General features: G+C 38.7%; 9 protein-coding genes. 7 read left to right on the forward strand and 2 right to left on the reverse strand.

Annotated elements, in window-relative coordinates; all coding sequences use genetic code 11:
- Window positions 1–124: 124 nt before the first annotated feature.
- Both Q4566_RS11380 and Q4566_RS11385 read right to left on the reverse strand, forming a co-directional pair.
- Entirely contained in the window at window positions 125–433 is a 309-nt protein-coding gene (locus Q4566_RS11380) for a DUF202 domain-containing protein (protein ID WP_303421256.1), read from the reverse strand.
- Window positions 434–446: 13 nt separating this feature from the next.
- Window positions 447–1076: a 7-carboxy-7-deazaguanine synthase QueE gene (locus tag Q4566_RS11385; protein WP_191963499.1), complete on the reverse strand. Its 630-nt coding sequence runs from the start codon at window positions 1074–1076 to the stop codon at window positions 447–449.
- A 145-nt stretch (window positions 1077–1221) separates the two neighbouring features.
- Between Q4566_RS11385 and Q4566_RS11390 the strand changes: the two genes are divergently transcribed.
- From Q4566_RS11390 to Q4566_RS11420, 7 genes are all read left to right on the forward strand, one after another.
- Entirely contained in the window at window positions 1222–2763 is a 1542-nt protein-coding gene (locus Q4566_RS11390; protein WP_303421257.1) for a helicase HerA-like domain-containing protein, read from the forward strand.
- 44 nt (window positions 2764–2807) lie between these two features.
- Window positions 2808–3365 (forward strand): hypothetical protein, encoded by a 558-nt coding sequence (locus Q4566_RS11395; protein WP_303421258.1) that lies wholly within the window; start codon window positions 2808–2810, stop codon window positions 3363–3365.
- A gap of 10 nt (window positions 3366–3375) precedes the next feature.
- Window positions 3376–4353, forward strand: a complete 978-nt coding sequence (locus tag Q4566_RS11400) for a YitT family protein (RefSeq protein WP_303421259.1) — start codon at window positions 3376–3378, stop codon at window positions 4351–4353.
- A 23-nt stretch (window positions 4354–4376) separates the two neighbouring features.
- A complete protein-coding gene (locus Q4566_RS11405; protein ID WP_303421260.1) occupies window positions 4377–4745 on the forward strand; it encodes a cupin domain-containing protein in 369 nt (122 codons plus the stop codon).
- A 3-nt stretch (window positions 4746–4748) separates the two neighbouring features.
- A complete protein-coding gene (locus Q4566_RS11410; RefSeq protein ID WP_303421261.1) occupies window positions 4749–5576 on the forward strand; it encodes an alpha/beta hydrolase in 828 nt (275 codons plus the stop codon).
- Window positions 5577–5595: 19 nt separating this feature from the next.
- Window positions 5596–6366 carry a 23S rRNA pseudouridine(2604) synthase RluF gene (gene rluF / locus Q4566_RS11415; RefSeq protein ID WP_303421262.1) on the forward strand — a complete coding sequence of 257 codons (771 nt, stop codon included), beginning with the start codon at window positions 5596–5598 and terminating at the stop codon, window positions 6364–6366.
- Window positions 6367–6796: 430 nt separating this feature from the next.
- Window positions 6797–21043, forward strand: coding sequence for a PKD domain-containing protein (locus Q4566_RS11420; RefSeq protein ID WP_303421263.1), 14247 nt, complete (start codon window positions 6797–6799; stop codon window positions 21041–21043).
- The last annotated feature ends 28 nt before the right edge of the window (window positions 21044–21071 follow it).

The following is a 21071-nucleotide window of genomic DNA, read 5'->3' on the forward strand; positions in this document are numbered from 1 at the left end:
AGACGGGAGACGGAAGACCACTGACAATACGTGCGATTTTTAATTGATTGACTGTTTATTTGTTGAATCGTGTAATCGGTTCACGTGTGACGTTTCACGATTAACGTTTCACTTCTAACTTAACTTACTCTTTAGTCTCTTCAGACATGTAATACAGTTTCTTCAAACTTTTCTTCAGCAGTCTAAAACGCATCACACCAATCACAAAAAAAATGATGCAGAACACCAAGCACACAAGTGCAAAGTATTTAAAGTTGGGGTAGCCTTTCAGTTCATAAAAGGCGAAAGCACCAATTAGTAAATATAATGACGACCTGATGTAAGATAATAAGGTGCGTTCATTGGCCAAACGGGTGCGTTCAATAGCTAAATAGTCTCTTAGAATTACTTTTTCATCTGGTTTAAAATCACGACCAAAACGTAAGAGTTTCATGAGTTATTTGTTTTTAAGGTATGTTCAAATATTTATGGGTTTGTAAGGACACTTTCCATTTCGGATTGGCCATCACATAATCAACAATTTCTGGAACCACTTTATCGCGTTTGCTCCATTCAGGTTGCAAATACAAGATACAATTTTTATTGACTTTAGCCGCTTGCTCTTCCGCGAAGCGAAAATCATCTTTATTATATACAATCACTTTTAGCTCATGAGCTTGATCATAAACCTCTTGAGTTGGTAGCTTCATTTTTTTAGGAGATAAGCAAATCCAATCCCAAACACCTGTTAATTTATAAGCACCAGACGTTTCAATATGCACTTGCAATCCTTTCGCTTTTAACTGAGTGGTTAACGCGGTCATATCCCAAGTTAAAGGCTCGCCTCCTGTGACTACAATGGTATCACTATACTTGGCAGCATTTTCAACAATTTTAGTAGTTTCGGTAGGTGGGTGTAATTCGGCATTCCAACTTTCCTTAACATCACACCAATGGCAACCTACATCACAACCACCAACTCTAATAAAGTAAGCCGCTGTTCCTTTATGAAACCCTTCCCCTTGAATGGTGTAAAACTCCTCCATTAAAGGGAGCATCTCCCCTTTGTCAACTTGTGATTGTATCTCTTCTCTCATAATTTTGCAAAGATACATATTACTTATCTCAATTTCTTGCTTTTAGATTTCAAATTAACAGCACCTCAATACGAAGCTTTTTAGGCACTTGAAACTTTTTTTCAGGTTATTCATTTTTCCTGTATTTTTATGCAAAACATAAGGAATGACCACCAAAGAAACTTTTTTCAACTATATCAACGAAAGCAACAAAACCAAAAGCGGTTTCATTACCGTTGGCGCCGCCATGTTAGACGGTGAAACCATTACCGATGCTCATGTAAAAATCCCTTTAAAAACTATGAACCGTCATGGATTAATTGCTGGCGCTACAGGAACAGGGAAAACAAAATCCCTTCAAGTCTTAGCTGAAAACTTAAGCGACAAAGGTGTGCCGGTTTTACTCATGGACCTTAAAGGGGATTTAAGCGGATTGGCTCAAGCTAGTGAAGGGCACCCAAAAATCACTGAACGTCACGAAAAAATAGGCTTGCCTTTTGAACCAAAAGGATTTCCGGTGGAAGTTTTAACCTTATCGGAACAAGACGGCGTACGTTTAAGAGCAACCGTTAGTGAGTTTGGCCCCGTGCTTTTATCTCGAATTCTCGATTTATCGGAAACCCAATCAGGTATTGTTTCAGTTATTTTTCAATATTGCGACAACAACAAATTACCGCTTTTAGATTTAAAGGATTTCAAGAAAATATTACAATACGCAACCCAAGAAGGTAAAGAAGAATTTAATGAAGCTTACGGCCGAATTTCAACATCTTCAACAGGGGCTATTCTTCGAAAAATAGTAGAACTAGAACAGCAGGGTGCCGATTTATTTTTTGGTGAAACCTCTTTTGATACGCAAGATTTACTACGTATTGATGAAAACGGACGTGGTTACATCAACATTATAAGATTAACCGATATTCAAGACCGTCCGAAATTATTTTCCACTTTTATGCTAAGTATCTTAGCAGAAATCTATTCAACCTTTCCGGAACAAGGCGACAGCGACCAACCAGAACTCATTATTTTTATAGATGAAGCCCACTTAATTTTTGATGAAGCCTCAAAAGCACTATTAAATCAAATTGAAAGTATTGTAAAACTAATAAGAAGTAAAGGCGTTGGATTATATTTCGTGACACAAAACCCAACCGATGTTCCTGAAGGCGTTTTGAGTCAATTAGGCTTAAAAATTCAGCATGCTTTAAGAGCTTTTACGGCGAAAGATAGAAAGGCGATTAAATTAACGGCTCAAAATTATCCAGATTCTGAATATTACGACACCGAAGAAGTCTTAACCTCTTTAGGTATTGGAGAAGCTTTAGTTTCTGCTTTAGACGAAAAAGGGCGTCCTACTCCACTAGCCGCAACCATGATGCGCGCGCCTATGAGCCGTATGGATGTTTTAACCGATAGCGAATTAAATAACCTTTACGGAAAGTCTACATTGGTAAAAAAGTACAACGAAACCATAGACAGAGAAAGTGCATACGAATTGCTTAATGATAAAATTAAACAGGCTGAAGCCGAAGAACTCAAAGAAAAAGCACGTCAAGAACAGGAAGCCATAAAAAAAGCTGAATCCAAAAAACGATCTAGAAGTACTAGATCTAGAAGCACAGCCATGAACCCTATTGTGAAGGTTCTTACAAGTGCTACATTTATTAGAAGTGTTTTTGGAATTTTAACTAAAGTCATGAAAAAATAATACGATATTTGGCAATTATAAATAACAAACCATAATTCAATTCAATGCGTAAATTATTACTTAGCACCTTAGCCCTAACTCTCTTATTATCAAGCTGTGGAAAGAAACAAAACCCATTTGAAATTTCAAAACAGCACATTGGCTTATTAACAGATTCTACTCAAGTAAAAGACCTAGAAAAGGTTTTTCCTAACGATTCGGTAGTGAAATTTATAGCTGGTGATGAATTTACAGGGAATATCGATAACATCGAAATCTTTGAAAAAGGAGGAAATAAGCTACTTACCTTAACACCTAAATATGCTTTAGATTCTACATCGGTAATAACAAATGTTCGTGTTATTGATGCGCGTTATAAAACAGATAAAAACATATCTTCAATAAGTACTTTTAAAGATATTCAGGATCAGTATAAAATAACAAAAATCAGCAATTTAATCAACTCCGTAGTAGTAACGGTAAGCGATATTAATGCTGCTTTTACAATTGATAAAAAGGAATTACCTTCAAATTTAAGATTCGACATGAATTTAAAATTCGATCCAACACATATTCCTAATACGGCAAAAGTGAAATACTTTTTTCTTAACTGGGATAACTAACAGCTTGTAAATGAATCCATTTTTATCCAAACTTATTGTAGATGTCGCCCGTAAAAAGCTAAAAAAAACGAGCGACGATAAACCTGTTTCCAAAAGGGACATTGTACCTTTAGTTAGGATTCTACAAGTTGAATTTACTCATGCCGTAAAAGAATATATTTTTATTATTCTTGGTGTTTTTTCAGCAGGGTTTGGTTTAAAAGGCTTTTTACTTCCCAATAAATTTATTGATGGTGGCGCGACAGGAATGTCTTTATTACTAGAACACGTTACCTCTCTACAGTTGGGCGTTTTACTGGTAATTGTCAACCTGCCCTTTATCATTTTGGCTGCGAAAACCATAGGCACTAAGTTTGCGATAAAAAGTATCATCGCCATAGCCATGTTGGCTCTTGTGGTTCACTTTGTGGAATACCCAACCGTTACAGACGACAAACTTTTAATTGCCGTTTTTGGTGGTTTCTTTTTAGGTCTCGGTATCGGAATGTCTATGCGTGGTGGCAGTGTTATTGATGGCACCGAAGTACTTGCAATTTACCTAGGGCGAAAATTATCGCTTACCATCGGAGATGTTCTGTTACTAATAAACATTGTGATTTTCTCGGTGGGTGCCTATTTACTATCTATTGAAACCGCGCTTTATGCAATTTTAACCTATATGGCTGCGGCTAAAACGGTTGATTTTGTAGTTGATGGTGTTGAGGAATATGTGGGTGTTACCATAATATCCAACAAACATGAGGAGCTACGTATCATGCTTACAACAAAACTACAACGTGCCTGTACCATTTATGCAGGTAAAGGTGGATTTGGCAGTACAGGAGAAAGTTACGATAAGGATATCATTTACACCGTGGTTACCCGTTTAGAACTCGCCAAGCTGCAAACCGAAATTGATAAAATTGATAGAAATGCGTTTATCATTATGGGAATTGTAAAAGACCTTAAAGGTGGTATGATTAAGAAAAAACCAATGAAAGACCACTAGTATTTCATTGAAAACAGATTACAATGTCACAAAAAAAATATACGCTTCAAAACAATCCTTTTATCGTTCCTACAACCGATGGAAAAATCATAAAGGAACATTTTGGAAACACCACCGATGGTAATTCTGAAATAAGCATTGCGCACATGGTCGCTCCTGCCGGATGGAGTGAACCTTTTCAAACTCCAGAATTCGATGAGTTTACCTTTATTATAAAAGGCAAAAAGCAATTTATTATAGAAGATGAAACCGTGGTTTTAGAAGCTGGCCAATCTATTAAAATTCAAAAAAACACCAGAGTTCAATATTCAAATCCGTTTACCGAAGCATGCGAATACCTTGCGATTTGCACACCTGCTTTTTCAATAGATTTAGTGAACCGAGAAGATTAATACATGAGTAAATTATTACCTCAACTACTTGGAAAAACGATAAATACCATTAGTTATTTCCAACCAAAACTAGCAGCTAAATATGCTGTAAAATTATTTTCAACTCCTCAAAAAGGTCAAATAACAGAAGAACAAAAACCGTTTTTAAACACAGCTATTCATGACGCTATAACTTTTGATGATATTACAATAAAAACCTACCTATGGGGTGGCTCAAAAGACACGATATTACTAGTTCATGGCTGGGAAAGCAATGCCTTTAGGTGGAAAGATTTAATTGAATTGCTTCAAAAGGAAGATTATAACATTGTAGCCATTGATGCTCCTGCTCATGGTGGTTCTAACAATAAAATATTTAATGCCATACTTTATTCTGAATGCATCAATGTTGCGGTTAAAACCTATAAACCAAGTATCGTAATTGGGCATTCTATTGGAGGAACAGCAAGTATTATTGCTCAAGAAAATTATGATCTCCCTGTTATAAAAAAGAATGTTTTACTAGGCGCACCTTCAAATTTGGCCATTTCGGTAAAAAATTATGCCAATTTTATGGGGTTCAATAAAATAGTAACCAAAGCGGTTGATACCTATTATTTAAAGCATTTTAAGCAGTTACCAGGTTTTTACTGTGCTGAAAATTTCTATAAAAACAATGATACACAAGGCATCATTATTCATGATAAAAAGGACAAAATCATTTCTTATCGTGAAGCCTTAGACATTAAACGTTATTATAAAAATGCCGAACTCATAAAAACAATTGGTTTAGGTCACCGACTAAAGTCTAACGACGTATATCAGCACATTTTAGAGTTTCTAAAGGCGTAATTTATTGTATTTTTGCACTATGGAAGCACCGCAATTAAAACGTATCAATAAATTTTTAAGTGAAGTTGGATATTGTTCTCGTCGAGAAGCAGACCGCCTCATTGAAGCAGACCGTGTCACTATTAATGGTGTTGTACCTGAAAAAGGTACAAAAATAGCACCTAGCGATGTGGTAGCGGTAGACGGACAAGAAATCAAAAACACCAAAGAAAGCTTTGTGTACCTCGCTTTCAACAAACCGGTTGGTATTGTTTGTACTACAGATACTTCAGTAGAAAAGGATAATATTATTGATTTTCTTAATTACAAAAAACGCATTTTCCCTATCGGAAGGCTTGATAAACCCAGTGAGGGTTTAATTCTTCTTACTGATGATGGTGATATTGTAAACAAGATTCTTCGTGCTAGTAACAACCACGAAAAAGAATATATCGTTACGGTTGATAAACCTATTTCTCAGACCTTTATTGAACGTATGGCTGGAGGTATTCCGCTTGCCGATTTAAATAAAACAACCAAAAAATGTGTGGTTGAAAAACTGAGTACTTATAAATTCAAAATCATTCTAACTCAAGGTTTAAATCGTCAAATTAGACGGATGTGCGACTATTTAAACTACGAAGTACAAACTTTACAGCGGGTTCGTATTATGAATGTGAAATTAGATATGCCTATTGGTGAATATCGCGAACTCACCAAGGAAGAATTTAAAGAACTTAACGATTTAATTAGTACGTCTACAAAAGAATACGTACGCAAAAAATCTACAGAACGAAAAGGAAAACGATAATTTTCACAATGGTATTAACAACATTAACAGCCTGACTTAAAACGATCAGGCTTTTTTTTCTTAAATTAGTCATCTATATTAGTAACCCTCAACTTATATATTCATGAAATTCGATTTTAAAACTTCAGAGCTTCAAAAGCTTCTTTATCTCAAGCTCATTCATTATTTTTTTAGAGTTCGTATTCACACGTAGGATATCTCAGCTATAAACAGCCTGTTTTATTAACTGTATGCTATTAACCAGCACTACTAAATTTACAGCTGTGTTTCAAAAAAACTAAAGATAGTCATTACCAAAAAGTTAACAAACACCATTGCTTTAACATGCCATATCATGTATCAAAAATAATTGTTAAATTTATCATAACACAAACCTCTAGAAAACTCCTAGTTTCTTAGTTATTATAAAATGCCCTTAAACTAATAACACATGCAGAAAAATTACTTTCCCAAAAATTTTAAAAGTGACATCAATTTAATAAAACTTGTTTTTTTAACCCTAAGTCTGTTTTTTAGCTTCACTTATACGAATGCGCAATCTTCATGTACCGTAAATGCAGGCACAGACCAAACCATTTGTGAAACTGATGTCTTTCAACTTAACGGAAATGCTCCAGACACCTACCAGCAAGATCCGATATGGACACAAATAAGTGGACCATCGGTAATTATTAGCGACCCAACAATACTCGATCCGATTATTACGGGCTTTTCTGGTGGCAACTCATATACCTTTGAATTATCTGCCGTTTGTTTAAATGGTGTAAAACCTAAGCAAACCGTCACATATACCGTACAACCAATTAGCCAAGCTGATGCAGGCATAGACATAGCATCATGTCCAGACAGCTCAGGGTCACTTGTTATCACAGGAAATACACCGGCTACCGGCGAGGATGGAAATTGGTCCATTGAGGGAAGTAACGGTGCAGGTGTGGTTGTAAACCAAACAAATTCGGCATCATCAACTATTAGTTTACCTGAGGGAAGCAGTGGAACTACCGTATTAAGATGGACGATTACAGGTCCGGAATATGCGCCAGGCGAATTCTGTGAAACCTATGATGAAATTACAATTACTAATTATGGAGGTGTTGAACCTGTTGATGCCGGGCCAGACCAAACCTTATCCAATTGTTTTACTGTTGATGAAAGCACGCAGTTAGACGCTTCTTATGGAGGAAGTAATCTAAACGGACAAGTAGGTACTTGGACATTTGTTAGTGGCCCAAGTACACCAAATATCTCAGATGTTAACGACAACCAAACCACTGTAAGCGGATTAAGTGAGGGCGTTTATGTATTTCGATGGGATGTTACAGGACCTTGTGTTACAGGTAGCGATACCGTAACTATTACCGTACCAGCGGCTACGCAAGATGTAACAGAAGCGACTACAACTAATAGTAATCAACATTTTTGTGACCTATCGGTTACTGAAGCCACTTTAATAGGGTCGACACCTGATTTCACGAATGAAACAGTTTTATGGGAACTAACATCATACAGCCCTTCAAGTCCTGCCCCAACACCCACTATCGAGAACCCAAATAGTAGCACAACCAAAGTGACGGGTCTCGACTCAAATTACACTTACACCTTTACATACACCATTATAAATAATGTAACAGGTTGTGAGTCTAGCGACACTGTTAGTATTCATTATAATGACGAAACCGTTAGTATTGAAGTCAATGGTGGAAACGATCTAAATGCTGTTTGTGGAGAAACTCAAGTAGACGTGCCTTACTCCTCAACCGGAGGAACTAAAACAGAATATAGTGTTATAAGTGGCCCTGCAGGTTCTTCAATATCATTTCCTACTTCATATACTAATTTAGGCGGCGCCAGCAGTGGTACAGAAACTATAAATGATTTTGATGTGCCTGGCGCATATAAAATTAACTTTAGACGTTCAACCTCTGGAAACCTAACCCAAGGCTGTGGGGTAGCCAATAGTGAGATTACGGTATTTATCTCAAAGACTGCCTCTGATGCTAGTGCGGGCTCCAACCAAGCCTTTCTTTGTGGAGATACTTTTGGAACTTTAGCAGGAAGTCCAATAGAACCAGGTGAAACTTCAATTTGGACTCAAGTTTCCGGACCTAACACGGCAAATATAGTTGACCCCTATTCTCAAAACACAAGTTTAACTGGACTTGTCCCGGGTATATATGACTTTAAGTATACCGTGTCGGGTGGTGCGGCCTGTACTCCTGATTCAACTTCTGACACAAAAATATTCGTGTCTCCTTCTGATAATGGTACTGCTGAAGCTGGAGACCCTCAAATAATTTGTACAAATACTCCTGTTCAATTGGCTGGAAATACCCCAAACATTGTTTTAACAGGTACATGGACAGCTTCAGATTCTAGCATTACGTTTTCAGATGTTAACGACCCTAGTGCCACAGCTACTGGTTTTAGCTCACCTTCAACCACTTACACACTAACTTGGACTATTGAAAACACCTATGTTGATTGTGGTGCCCCTGCTATTGACACAGTTGATATTCAGACAAATACTTCTGAATCACCTACCGCAGCAGATGCTGGTGATGACATTTGCTTACCATCAGGAACAACAAGCATTACTAGTCTTGATGGAAATGAACCTGATACTTCTGGAATAATTGATGAAACAGGCATGTGGACTCAGCTATCTGGACCATCAACCGTTACATTCACTGACCCTACAATGGCAACCACTGAGGTTACCGGTTTAATTGACGGCCAATATGAATTTCAATGGGAAATTTCAAAAACAACTGTTGTAAATCCCTGCTCAACTCCTACTACTGATACCGTAGAGGTTGTTGTCGCAGATACCGCATCTATAGTTTCCGCTGGGCCTGATCAAAGCCTTTGTTTAGACCCTAATGATCTCAGCTTTACAATGGCTGCCGACCCAGCTCCTAGCGGAGGTGTAGGGACCTGGGTACTAATTTCTGGGCTTGGTAGTTATTCAGTTGATGATATTAATAGCCCTACGGCCACCTTTACAGATTTGTTAGACGGCACTTATGTTTTTGAATGGGATGTTTCTTTTGGAGGGTGTACCACGCCAGCAGCACCCGATCAAGTTCAAATAGAAGTAGGGATACCAGTAACAGAAGCTATTATCACCACAAGTGATCAAGGCATTTGTGATACATTTATTACTCTTGAAGCAAATCCTCTAACTAATTCAAACACTGAAACTGGAAATTGGACAGTTATTTCTGGTCCTAATACACCAAATATTGATGATCCATCTAATAACATCATTAATGTAACAAATCTAGTTACTGGCTCTTATATATTTCGTTGGACAACCGTTAGTGGATCACAATTATGCTCTAATGATTCAGATGAAGTAACTATAGATGTTTATAAAGCATTAGAAGCAATTGATGATCAAGAACTTTGTGAGGTTTCCAGCGTTTTTTTAGAAGCGACCGCGGGCACCACAGGTACCTGGAGTTTAGATTCTAGTACAGATCCCAACGCTGAAGCGCCTACCCAATCGCCTAGCAATAGTTATACAGCTAATGCTAATGTTGTACCTGGATACACTTATGAATATTCATACACTACCGATTACACCGGGACAGGCAATACCTGTAATAGTACAGAAACAACCACAATAACTGTATCCGACGGCCCTGATATAACTGCCGACGCAGGTAGTGATCAGGAAATTTGCTCAGCAAATCCCAATACGACTACCATAGTTTTAGATTCACCTAACGATATTAATAATACTAATGTAGATACCGTGACCTGGAGCATATTATCTAAACCAACCGATGCAACTGTAAATTTCACTTCTCCAAATAGTCTAGACACTACCGTGACTGGCTATATAACGGCTGGAGTTTATATTTTTGGATTAAAATTAGAAAGTGGCCTTTGTTCCAGTAGTAGCGATGTTGTTAGAGTTGATGTTTATAACGAACCTTCTCCTGTAGACGCAGGTCCTGATCAAGATTTAGCTTGCCAGCAGAACACCCAAATGGCTGCTACCGCGGTAACCTCAGGTATTGGAACATGGTCTTTTGCCAACCCTGGAGATGACCCTTCCGGTGGTGCTGTTGTTATTGATAGTCCGAATAATCCCGTAACTACCTTATCTAATATTCCAAATGATGCTGGAAATGATGGTTTAGATGATGTTTATATACTAACATGGACAGTAACATCTGGTGTTTGTACGCCACAATCAGACACGGTAAACATAACATACACGGGAACGCCACCATCGGTAGCAGATGCTGGTTTAGACCAAGAATATTGTGATGTTTCACAGTTTTATTTAAATGCTTCAACACCATCTGATGGTATTGGAACATGGACACAAACAGCTGGAACTACCACAAACATTACAGCTCCTAACAATCCAAACAGCTTGGTTCTTGGCTTAACCCCTGGAAATTATGAGTTCACATGGACTGTTGTTGGTGGAGGTTGTACTTCTGTTGACAGCATGGAAGTTATTATCTATGAAAATCCAGGTGCTGCTGATGCAGGACCAGATCAAACTCTACCTGAATTCTCTAATGTGATTTTAGGAGCTACACCGGCAACCATAGGTTCGGGTGAATGGACACAAATCTCTGGACCTACTAACACAACTTTTGTCGATGCTGCAGATCCAAACACTCAAGTTTCTGGAACTACGGTAGGTACTTATGTTTTTGAATGGTCTATTTCTAATGGTATCTGTACACCAGTAACCGATCAAGTGACTATTGAGATTTTAGCTAATTCAGACCTAGAATTAACCAAAACCGTTACACCTTCAAGTGTCAATGTTAATGATTTCGTAACATTTACGATTGCAGTTTTTAATAATAATGACGAATCTACAAACGCTGATGCCACAGGCGTAGAGGTTAAAGACATTCTACCATTAGGTTATACCTTAGTTTCAGGTAGTGTTTCGAATGGAGGTTCATACGATCTGGCCTCTCAAACGGTAACTTGGAGTAATTTAGACATTACAAATGGGGCCACTATAAACTTAACATTTGATGCTACTGTAAACGCAACAGGTACTTACCTCAACACGGCTCAAATAACGGCAAGTGATAATTTTGACCCAGATAGTAGTCCGAATAATGATGATGGAGATCAAAGTGAAGATGATGAAGACCAAGCCGAAATTTCATTACAATCTTCAGATTTATCATTAGAAAAAACAGTTTCAGCCACAACTGCAAGTGTTGGTGACGCTGTCACCTTTACTATAACCGTTTCAAATGCTGGTCCTGATGAAGCAACGAACGTACAAGTTTCAGATGAATTACCGGTCGGATACACTTACCAAAGTGATGATTCCGCAGGAAATTATAATGCGACATCTGGTATTTGGAATGTAGGTTCAGTCGTTTCAGGAACTCCAGAAGTTCTAAATATTACAGCTTCGGTAAATGCGCCTTCAGGTACTTCTAACGAATATTTTAATACTTCTGAAGTTACCGCTAGTGATCAAGCTGATCCAGATAGTACACCTAACAATGATGATGGTGATCAAAGTGAAGATGATGAAGACAACGCTGAAATCACCCTAGATGTTGCCGACTTGGAAGTCACTAAAACCATTTCACCGACTTCAGGTTCTGTTGGAGACACCGTGATGTTTAGTGTTTTAGTTGAAAATCAGGGTACAGGAAACGCGACTGGCGTTGATCTTGAAGATGCCCTGCCTAGTGGATTTGATTTAGTTCCTGGTACGATTTCAAATGGTGGCACTTACCTTTTAGGAAGTAACGCGATAGCTTGGAGCGACCTTAGTATTGACAACGGACTTTCAATAACCTTAACTTATGAAGCCATTGTAAATGCCACAGGAAATTATACCAATACTGTTCAAATTACAGCAAGTGATTTAAGCGATCCTGATAGTACACCAGGCAATGATGACCCGAGTGAAGATGATCAAGATTCAGCAACTTTCACGATTAACGAAGCTGATTTAGAATTAACAAAAAATATTAGCTCAGCTAGCAGTGCGACACCAAATATTGGCGACACCGTAACTTTCGAACTAACCCTTTTAAATAATGGCCCAGACGATACTTCTACTGTTGCAGTACAAGATATTTTACCTGCAGGTTACACACTAACCCCTGGAACTATAAACAATGGTGGAACATTAACTGGAAATAACATCAACTGGACCAACTTAAGCCTAGTGAATGGTGCTAGTATAACTTTATCCTATGATGTTGTGGTTAATGCACCTGCGGGAACAACTGGTGAATATACAAATACAGCGCAGGTCACTGCTAGTAATGTAGTTGACCCAGACAGTGCTCCTAATAATGACGACGGCGATCAAAGTGAAGATGATGAAACAGCTTTCACCATCACCCCTCAAACGGCAGATTTATCGATTAACAAAACCGTAAGCGACAGTACCCCAAATGTTGGAGATGTGGTTACTTTTACCATCAACCTAAGTAACGACGGAACTGTTGAAGCCACCAATGTTTCTGTTCAAGATTTACTTCCTATTGGCTATAGTGCCATTACAAACATCAGCGGAAGCGGAACAGCTACAGGCAACCAAATTGATTGGACAGGTTTAACCGTTCCTGTGGGAAGTAACACCGTAACTTTATCTTTTGATACGACAGTAAATGCGCCAACAGGTGCCACTAACGAATATCTAAACACCGTTGAAATCACCGCAAGTGATCAATTTGATCCGGATTCTGATCCGAATTCAGGATTCAACACCGACGATTACGGTGATGGTATTGCTGATGATGATGAAGACACCGAAAGTATTACCATTCAACAAGCCGATTTAAGTTTAGTAAAAAGCGTTAACAATACAAATCCGAATGTTGGTGATACCGTTGTTTATACGATAATAGTAACAAATTCAGGACCAAACATTGCAACAGGAGTTGCCGTTGAAGATATACTACCTGCTGGATTAACTCTAACCGCCGTATACAATGGCGGTACACAAAATGCAAACACAGCAAATTGGACTGGTTTAATTATCGGTGCTAATAACGGCTCACGAGTTTTAACTTACGAAGCAACAGTGAACATGCCAACAGGTACGATTGGAGAATACACTAATGTGGCACAAATTACTGCAAGTAATTTATTTGACCCAGATAGTGACCCAACTACCGATGAAACAATAGATGAAGATGGTGATGGTGATGGTTTTGATGATGATGAAGACAGTGTCACAATCTCACCTAATTTAGCCGATTTGTCCTTAACAAAAACCATTGTAAATAATAACATAACCCCTCTTATAGGTTCTCAAATTACTTTTGAAATCAGATTAACAAACGACGGACCGCAAAATGCTACGGGCGTTGAAGTCACAGACTTAGTTCCTTCTGGATATAGCTATGTTTCTTATAGCTCTACTGAAGGTGTATATGATGATTCGAACGGATTATGGACTGTTGGAACTGTTGTAAACGGAACTACCGAAGTTTTATTAATAGATGTAACCGTCAACCAAACCGGAGGTTACCTAAACACTGCAGAAGTGACAGCTTCTGATGTTGCTGATAGCGATTCAACACCAAACAATCATATTGAAAGTGAAGACGACCAAGATAGCATTGAAACAACTCCGGTAGAGCCTATTGCTGATTTATCTTTAACTAAATCTGTAGCCAACGGAAACACTACGCCTTTAGTTGGTTCACAAATCACCTTCCAAATTGCAGTTAGCAATGATGGCCCACAAGATGCTACAGGCGTTGAAGTGACCGATGTACTGCCTAACGGATTTACCTATGTTTCTTCAGTTAGTTCTTCGGGATCTTATGATGAAACCACAGGTGTTTGGACCACAGGAACGGTCATTAACAATGGCACAGAAACACTTTCTATCATTGCAACCGTAAATGCTACTGGTAATTATGTAAATGTTGCAGAAGTTTCAGCTTCAAATCTTACTGATAGTGATTCAATACCAGCAAATGATGACGGTGATCAAAGTGAAGATGATGAAGATAGTGTTACGATAACGCCAGTTCAACTTAATGCGGATTTAGCATTGACTAAAACCGTATCAACTGGAAACACATCGCCTTTAGTGGGGTCTCAAATTGGTTTCCAAATTGCAGTGACTAATGATGGTCCGCAAAACGCCACTGGTGTTGAAGTCACCGATATACTACCTGCCGGATACACTTACGTATCTTCAATTACAACATCGGGAACTTATGATGAAACAACTGGGCTTTGGAATATTGGCACAATTAACAACAGTACTACAGAAACTTTAACCATGCTAGTTGTTGTTAACGCTTCTGGGCCATACCTAAACACTGCAGAAGTCACAGCTTCTGATATTGCAGATCCGGATTCGACACCTAATAATGGTGCGCCTCTTGAAGATGATCAAGACAGTGCTATTGTTACGCCAACGCAATTATCAGCTGATTTATCACTAACTAAAACCATTGCTAACGGAAACACATCACCTCTTGTTGGTGACCAAATCACCTTTCAAATAGCTGTAACTAATGATGGACCGCAAAACGCCACAGGTGTTGAAGTGACCGATTTATTACCTTCTGGGTTTACTTATGTTTCTTCTATTATGACATCTGGAACCTATGATAGTACTTCTGGTATTTGGAACACGGGTATGGTTAATAATGGTGCTACGGAAACACTTTCTATTATCGCTTTAGTAAACGCTACAGGTAACTACGAAAACATTGCTGAAGTCACAGCTTCTGATATTGCTGATCCGGATTCGACACCTAACAACGGAGACCCTTCGGAAGATGACCAAGATAATGTTATCATCACACCTACCCCAATTGAAGCCGATTTATCACTGACTAAAACAGTGGTTGACGGAAACACTTCGCCATTACAAGGTACAGTCGTTCGTTTCCTTATCACAGTAACCAACTCCGGCCCACAAGATGCTACGGGTGTTGAAGTGACCGATTTATTACCTTCCGGATATAACTTTCAAACGTTTAGCACATCGTCTGGAGCATATAATCCGACTTCAGGAATTTGGACTTTAGGAAGTGTTGCTAATGGTGCTTCAGAAACCTTATTAATCGACGCTAGAATACAATCATCAGGCGTTTATACGAATTCCGCAGAAATCACAGCTTCTAATCAATTCGATCCGGATTCCACACCAGATAATGACTTAGCAAGTGAAGATGACCAAGACAGTATTACCTTAACACCGGTTGTAGCTGAAGCTGATTTATCACTTGTAAAAGAAGTTGTAAATAATATGACTTCGCCTTTGGTTGGCTCTCAAGTGACTTTCCAAATTACAGTAACGAACGATGGTCCTCACCCAGCTACAGGTGTTGAGGTGACCGATTTGCTGCCTTTTGGATTCTCATACGATGGTTTTAACGCTACAGCGGGAACCTATAATTCAGCAACTGGTTTATGGCTTGTTGGCCCAATTGCCAATGGCAACTCTCAAACATTAACTATTGATGCTACGGTTAATGCACCAACAGGAGCAACTGATGAATATCTTAATATTGCTCAAGTTTCAGCATCTAACATCAATGACCCGGATTCAGTTCCTGGCAATGATGACGCCAACGAAGATGATCAAGATAGTGTTCTTTTAACGCCTGTAGCAGCTGCTGCAGATTTAGAGTTAACAAAAACAGAAGTTAACGGCAATACATCTCCTGTGGTAGGCACACAAATCACCTTTGAAATTGTAGTGACCAACAACGGACCAAACTTTACAACAGGTGTTGAAGTCACCGATTTACTTCCGCAAGGTTTCACCTTTGATTCATTTAGCGCCACTGCAGGGACTTATAACCAAGCTACTGGTTTATGGACCGTTGGAGGCATTCTAAATGGTGCTTCGCAAACCTTACTTATTGATGCTATAGTCAATGCTCCTACAGGAACGGCGGGTGAATACTTAAATACTGCTCAAGTTTCAGCTTCTGATGTTCCTGATACAGATTCTACTCCTGGTAATGACGCGCCTTTAGAAGATGATCAAGACTTCGTGCTTATTACACCTATAGATATTATTGCCGATTTATCGCTGAGTAAAACCGTGGTAAACAATAATACGAGTCCAGTGGTTGGCGAGCAAATTACTTTTGAAATTACCTTAACCAATGACGGACCAAATACTGCAACAGATGTTGAGGTTAGCGATTTGCTACCTAGTGGTTTTGATTATGTATCATACAGTGCAACCTCGGGTACCTACACCCCATCAACCGGTTTATGGAACGTTGGAATTATTACCGATGGAGATACACAAACCTTACTAGTTGATGCGATTGTAATGCCTTCAACAGGAACAACAGATGAATACCTGAATATTTCTGAAGTTACAGCTTCCGATATCTTAGATTCTGATTCTACACCTGGTAATAACGTTCCAACGGAAGATGACCAGGACAGTATTTTAATAACACCACAACCTGAAATCTCCGATTTATCATTAGTTAAAACCGTAACAAACGGAAATACCTCACCGCTTGTTGGTGATCAAATTACATTCCAAATCACTGTGACCAACGACGGCCCACAAGATGCCACCGGTGTTGAAGTTACCGATTTATTACCTTCTGGTTTTGATTATATATCATACAGTTCTACCGAAGGCATGTACGATGTTAGCACAGGAATTTGGAGTCTTGGAACTATCATTTCAGGAACCACAGAAATATTATTAGTCGATGTTTTAGTGAAGCAAACTGGTGGTTTCACAAACATTGCTGAAGTCACTGCTTCGAATATGTCTGATCCTGATTCAACGCCTGGTAATAACATATTATCCGAAGATGATCAAGACAGCCTAACAATTACTCCTGTACAACCAAGCGCTGATTTATCACTTTCTAAAACAGTTGCTAGTGGTAATACATCGCCACTAGTTGGATCGCAAATCGCTTTCCAAATTGAAGTGACCAACGACGGACCACAAGATGCTACTGGAGTTGAAATTACAGACTTATTACCTACTGGATATACTTACGTCTCTTCAATTACCTCTTCTGGTTCTTATAATGATACTACAGGAATCTGGAACACAGGTACTGTTAATAGCAGTGCTACGGAATCATTAACGGTTCTTGTTATTGTAAATGCAACCGGTGGCTATTTAAATACTGCGGAAGTAACCGCTTCTGATATTGCTGATATAGATTCTACGCCAGGCAACGGAGCTCCTCTTGAAGATGACCAAGACAGCGCCATAGTTGTACCAGTACAATTAAATGCAGATTTATCTCTAACAAAAACAGTTGCTGGAAACAATACCACTCCTTTAGTTGGAACAGAAATCACTTTCCAAATAGCTGTGACCAATGACGGTCCGCAAGACGCAACGGGCGTTGAAGTAACCGATTTATTACCTGACGGATTTACTTATGTGTCTTCTATAGTTTCTTCTGGAATTTATGATGAAACTACAGGAATCTGGAATACTGGAACGGTTATTAATGGTGCTACTGAAACACTTTCTGTTGTAGCCTTAGTAAACCCAACTGGGAATTATACCAACATTGCAGAAGTAACCGCTTCAGATATTGCTGATAGTGATTCTACGCCTGCAAACGGTGATCCAGCTGAGGACGATCAAGACTCGGTAACCATTACACCGGTTACAATCAACGCTGATTTATCTTTAACTAAAACAGTTGCTGGAAATATACTTTCTCCACTTGTTGGAACAGAAATCACTTTCCAAATTGCGGTGACCAATGACGGTCCGCAAGACGCAACAGGTGTGGAAGTAACCGATTTATTGCCTGACGGATTTACTTATGTATCATCAATTATTTCTTCTGGAACTTATGATGAAACTACAGGAATCTGGAATACAGGAACCGTAATTAACGGCGCCACAGAAACACTTTCTGTTGTGGCCTTAGTGAACCCAACTGGTGATTATACCAACATTGCAGAAGTAACCGCTTCAGATATTGCGGATAGTGATTCGACGCCTAACAATGATGATCCTGCGGAAGATGATCAGGATAGTATAACAATCACTCCTGTTCAAACTGCAGCAGACTTATCACTTACTAAAACTGTAGTAAACGGAAACACTTCACCACTGGCTGGGACTCAAATTACTTTCCAAATTACAGTTAACAATGATGGACCTCAAGACGCTACCGGCGTTGAAGTTACCGACTTATTACCTTCAGGTTTTGTATTCGAGAACTTCAGTATCTCATCAGGAACTTACAATGCCTCTACTGGTATTTGGAACTTAGGAACAATCACTAACGGTGCTTCTGAAACCTTATTGATTGATGCAAGAGTACAAACTTCTGGTGTTTATTTGAACACCGCTGAAATTACTGCTTCAGATATTGCTGATGTGGATTCAACTCCTAATAACAATATCGAAGCGGAAGATGATCAAGATAGTATCTTAATTACTCCTGTGATTGCGATGGCCGACCTATCTCTTACAAAAGAGGTTGTTGGCGGAAACACATCACCTCTAATTGGAACACAAATCACCTTCCAAATTACGGTTACTAATGATGGTCCGAATTTAGCAACCGGTGTTGAAGTGACCGACTTACTGCCTGCTGGTTTTGATTATGTGGTATTTAATGCGACTGCTGGAACCTATAATCAAGCTACAGGACTATGGTCTATCGGAATAATTGCAAGCGGACAATCACAAACCCTATTAATCGACGCAAAAGTTAATGCCCCAACAGGAACTCCTGATGAGCATTTAAATATTGCCGAAGTCACTGCGAGTGACATAAATGATATGGACTCCATACCTGATAATGATGATGGCGATCAAAGTGAAGATGATGAGGATAGCGTATTGATAACTCCGGCTGATATTATTGCTGATTTATCTCTTTCTAAAACGGTCGTTAATGGCAACACATCACCTATCGTTGGTTCAATGATTACTTTTGAAATCATTGTGACAAACGACGGTCCGAACTTGGCGACTGGTGTTGAAGTCACTGATGTATTACCTACTGGATTTGATTACGTATTGTTTAGTGCGACGTCTGGCACTTATAACCAAGCAACAGGTTTATGGACCACAGGTGTTATTCCTAGTGGTAGCTCGCAAACCTTGTTAATTGACGCTCGAGTTAATGCGCCAACAGGAACTGCTGATGAGTTCTTGAACATCGCAGAAGTAACAGCTTCAAATATGATTGATCCTGATTCAACGCCAAACAATGATGATGGCGACCAAAGTGAAGATGATGAAGATAGTGTACTTATTACACCAACCGATATCATTGCTGATTTATCTCTTTCTAAAACGGTCGTTAACAATAACATCAATCCGAATGTTGGTGATCAAATCACTTTCGAAATCACAGTATCTAATGATGGTCCGAATGCCACTACAGGCGTTGAAGTAACAGACTTATTACCTAGTGGTTTTGCATATACACTTTATAGTTCAACTTCTGGAACCTACTCCCCTTCAACAGGAGTATGGCGCGTTGGTGTTGTGGCAAGTGGTAGTTCTCAAACTCTACTTATCGATGCTACGGTTAACACACCAACGGGTACCACAGATGAATATTTCAATATAGCTGAAGTGACCGCTTCTGATATGAGAGATCCAGATTCAACACCAAACAATGATGATGGCGATCAAAGTGAAGATGATGAAGACGCCGTTCTTATTATGACAGAAACAGCTGATTTAAGTTTAAACAAAACAGTAAATAACTTAAATACCAACGTTGATGAAACGGTTGTGTTCTCCTTACAAATAAATAACGCGGGCGCATCGTCTGCTACAGGCGTTGCTGTTCAAGATATTTTACCAACAGGTTATCGTAATATTTCAAACATTTCAAACGGTGGTATTATCATCAATAACATTATCAATTGGACAAACCTTGATGTACCTTTAAGTGGATTAACCTTAACGTTTGAAGCTACGGTTAACATGCCAACGCTTGTTGATGATGAATATTTAAACGTTGCTCAAATCACAGCAAGTGATCAGTTTGATATCGATAGTACTCCAAATAATGATGATGGTGATCAAAGTGAGGATGATGAATCTAGCGCAATGATAAATGTACCAACAACAGATATCGAGATTCTTAAAACTGTTAGTGCCGACACGCCAAACATTGGTGATGATATCATATTTACAATTTCAGCTTCTAACCTTGGAAATATTGACGCGACAACAGTAGAGATTTCAGACATCTTGCCTTCAGGCTATGTGTTTGGAAGTTACACAACCACATCTGGATCTTACGACCCTGATTCTGGCTCATGGCTCATCCCAAGAGTTGTAGCTGGCACTACAGAAACCTTAAATATAACGGTTGAGGTCGTTGATATTAATGATTATGTAAATATGGCATCACTTGAGTTCTTAGACCAAATAGATTCTAATGATGATAACAATACCAGTGAAGCCACTATTACTCCATCTTGTTTAACAATTTATAATGAATTTTCACCAGATGGAAATGGTAAAAATGAATTCTTCCACATCGATTGTATAGGTAACTATCCAAACAATGCTTTAGAGATTTATAACAGATGGGGGAACCTTGTTTACAGTGTGAAGGCTTACAACAATACTTTCAACGGTGAATCTAACGGACAATCGGTTTTCAAAAACGGAGAAGAATTACCAGCAGGAACTTATTATTACATTCTTGATCTTGGTGATGGTTCTGAAAGAAAAGCTGGATGGCTGTATTTAGCTAGATAATATTTACAAAACGAAAAAGAGAAAATGC

The organism is Tamlana sp. 2_MG-2023 (assembly GCF_030548465.1).
In the GTDB taxonomy this organism is placed as follows: Bacteria; Bacteroidota; Bacteroidia; order Flavobacteriales; family Flavobacteriaceae; genus Pseudotamlana.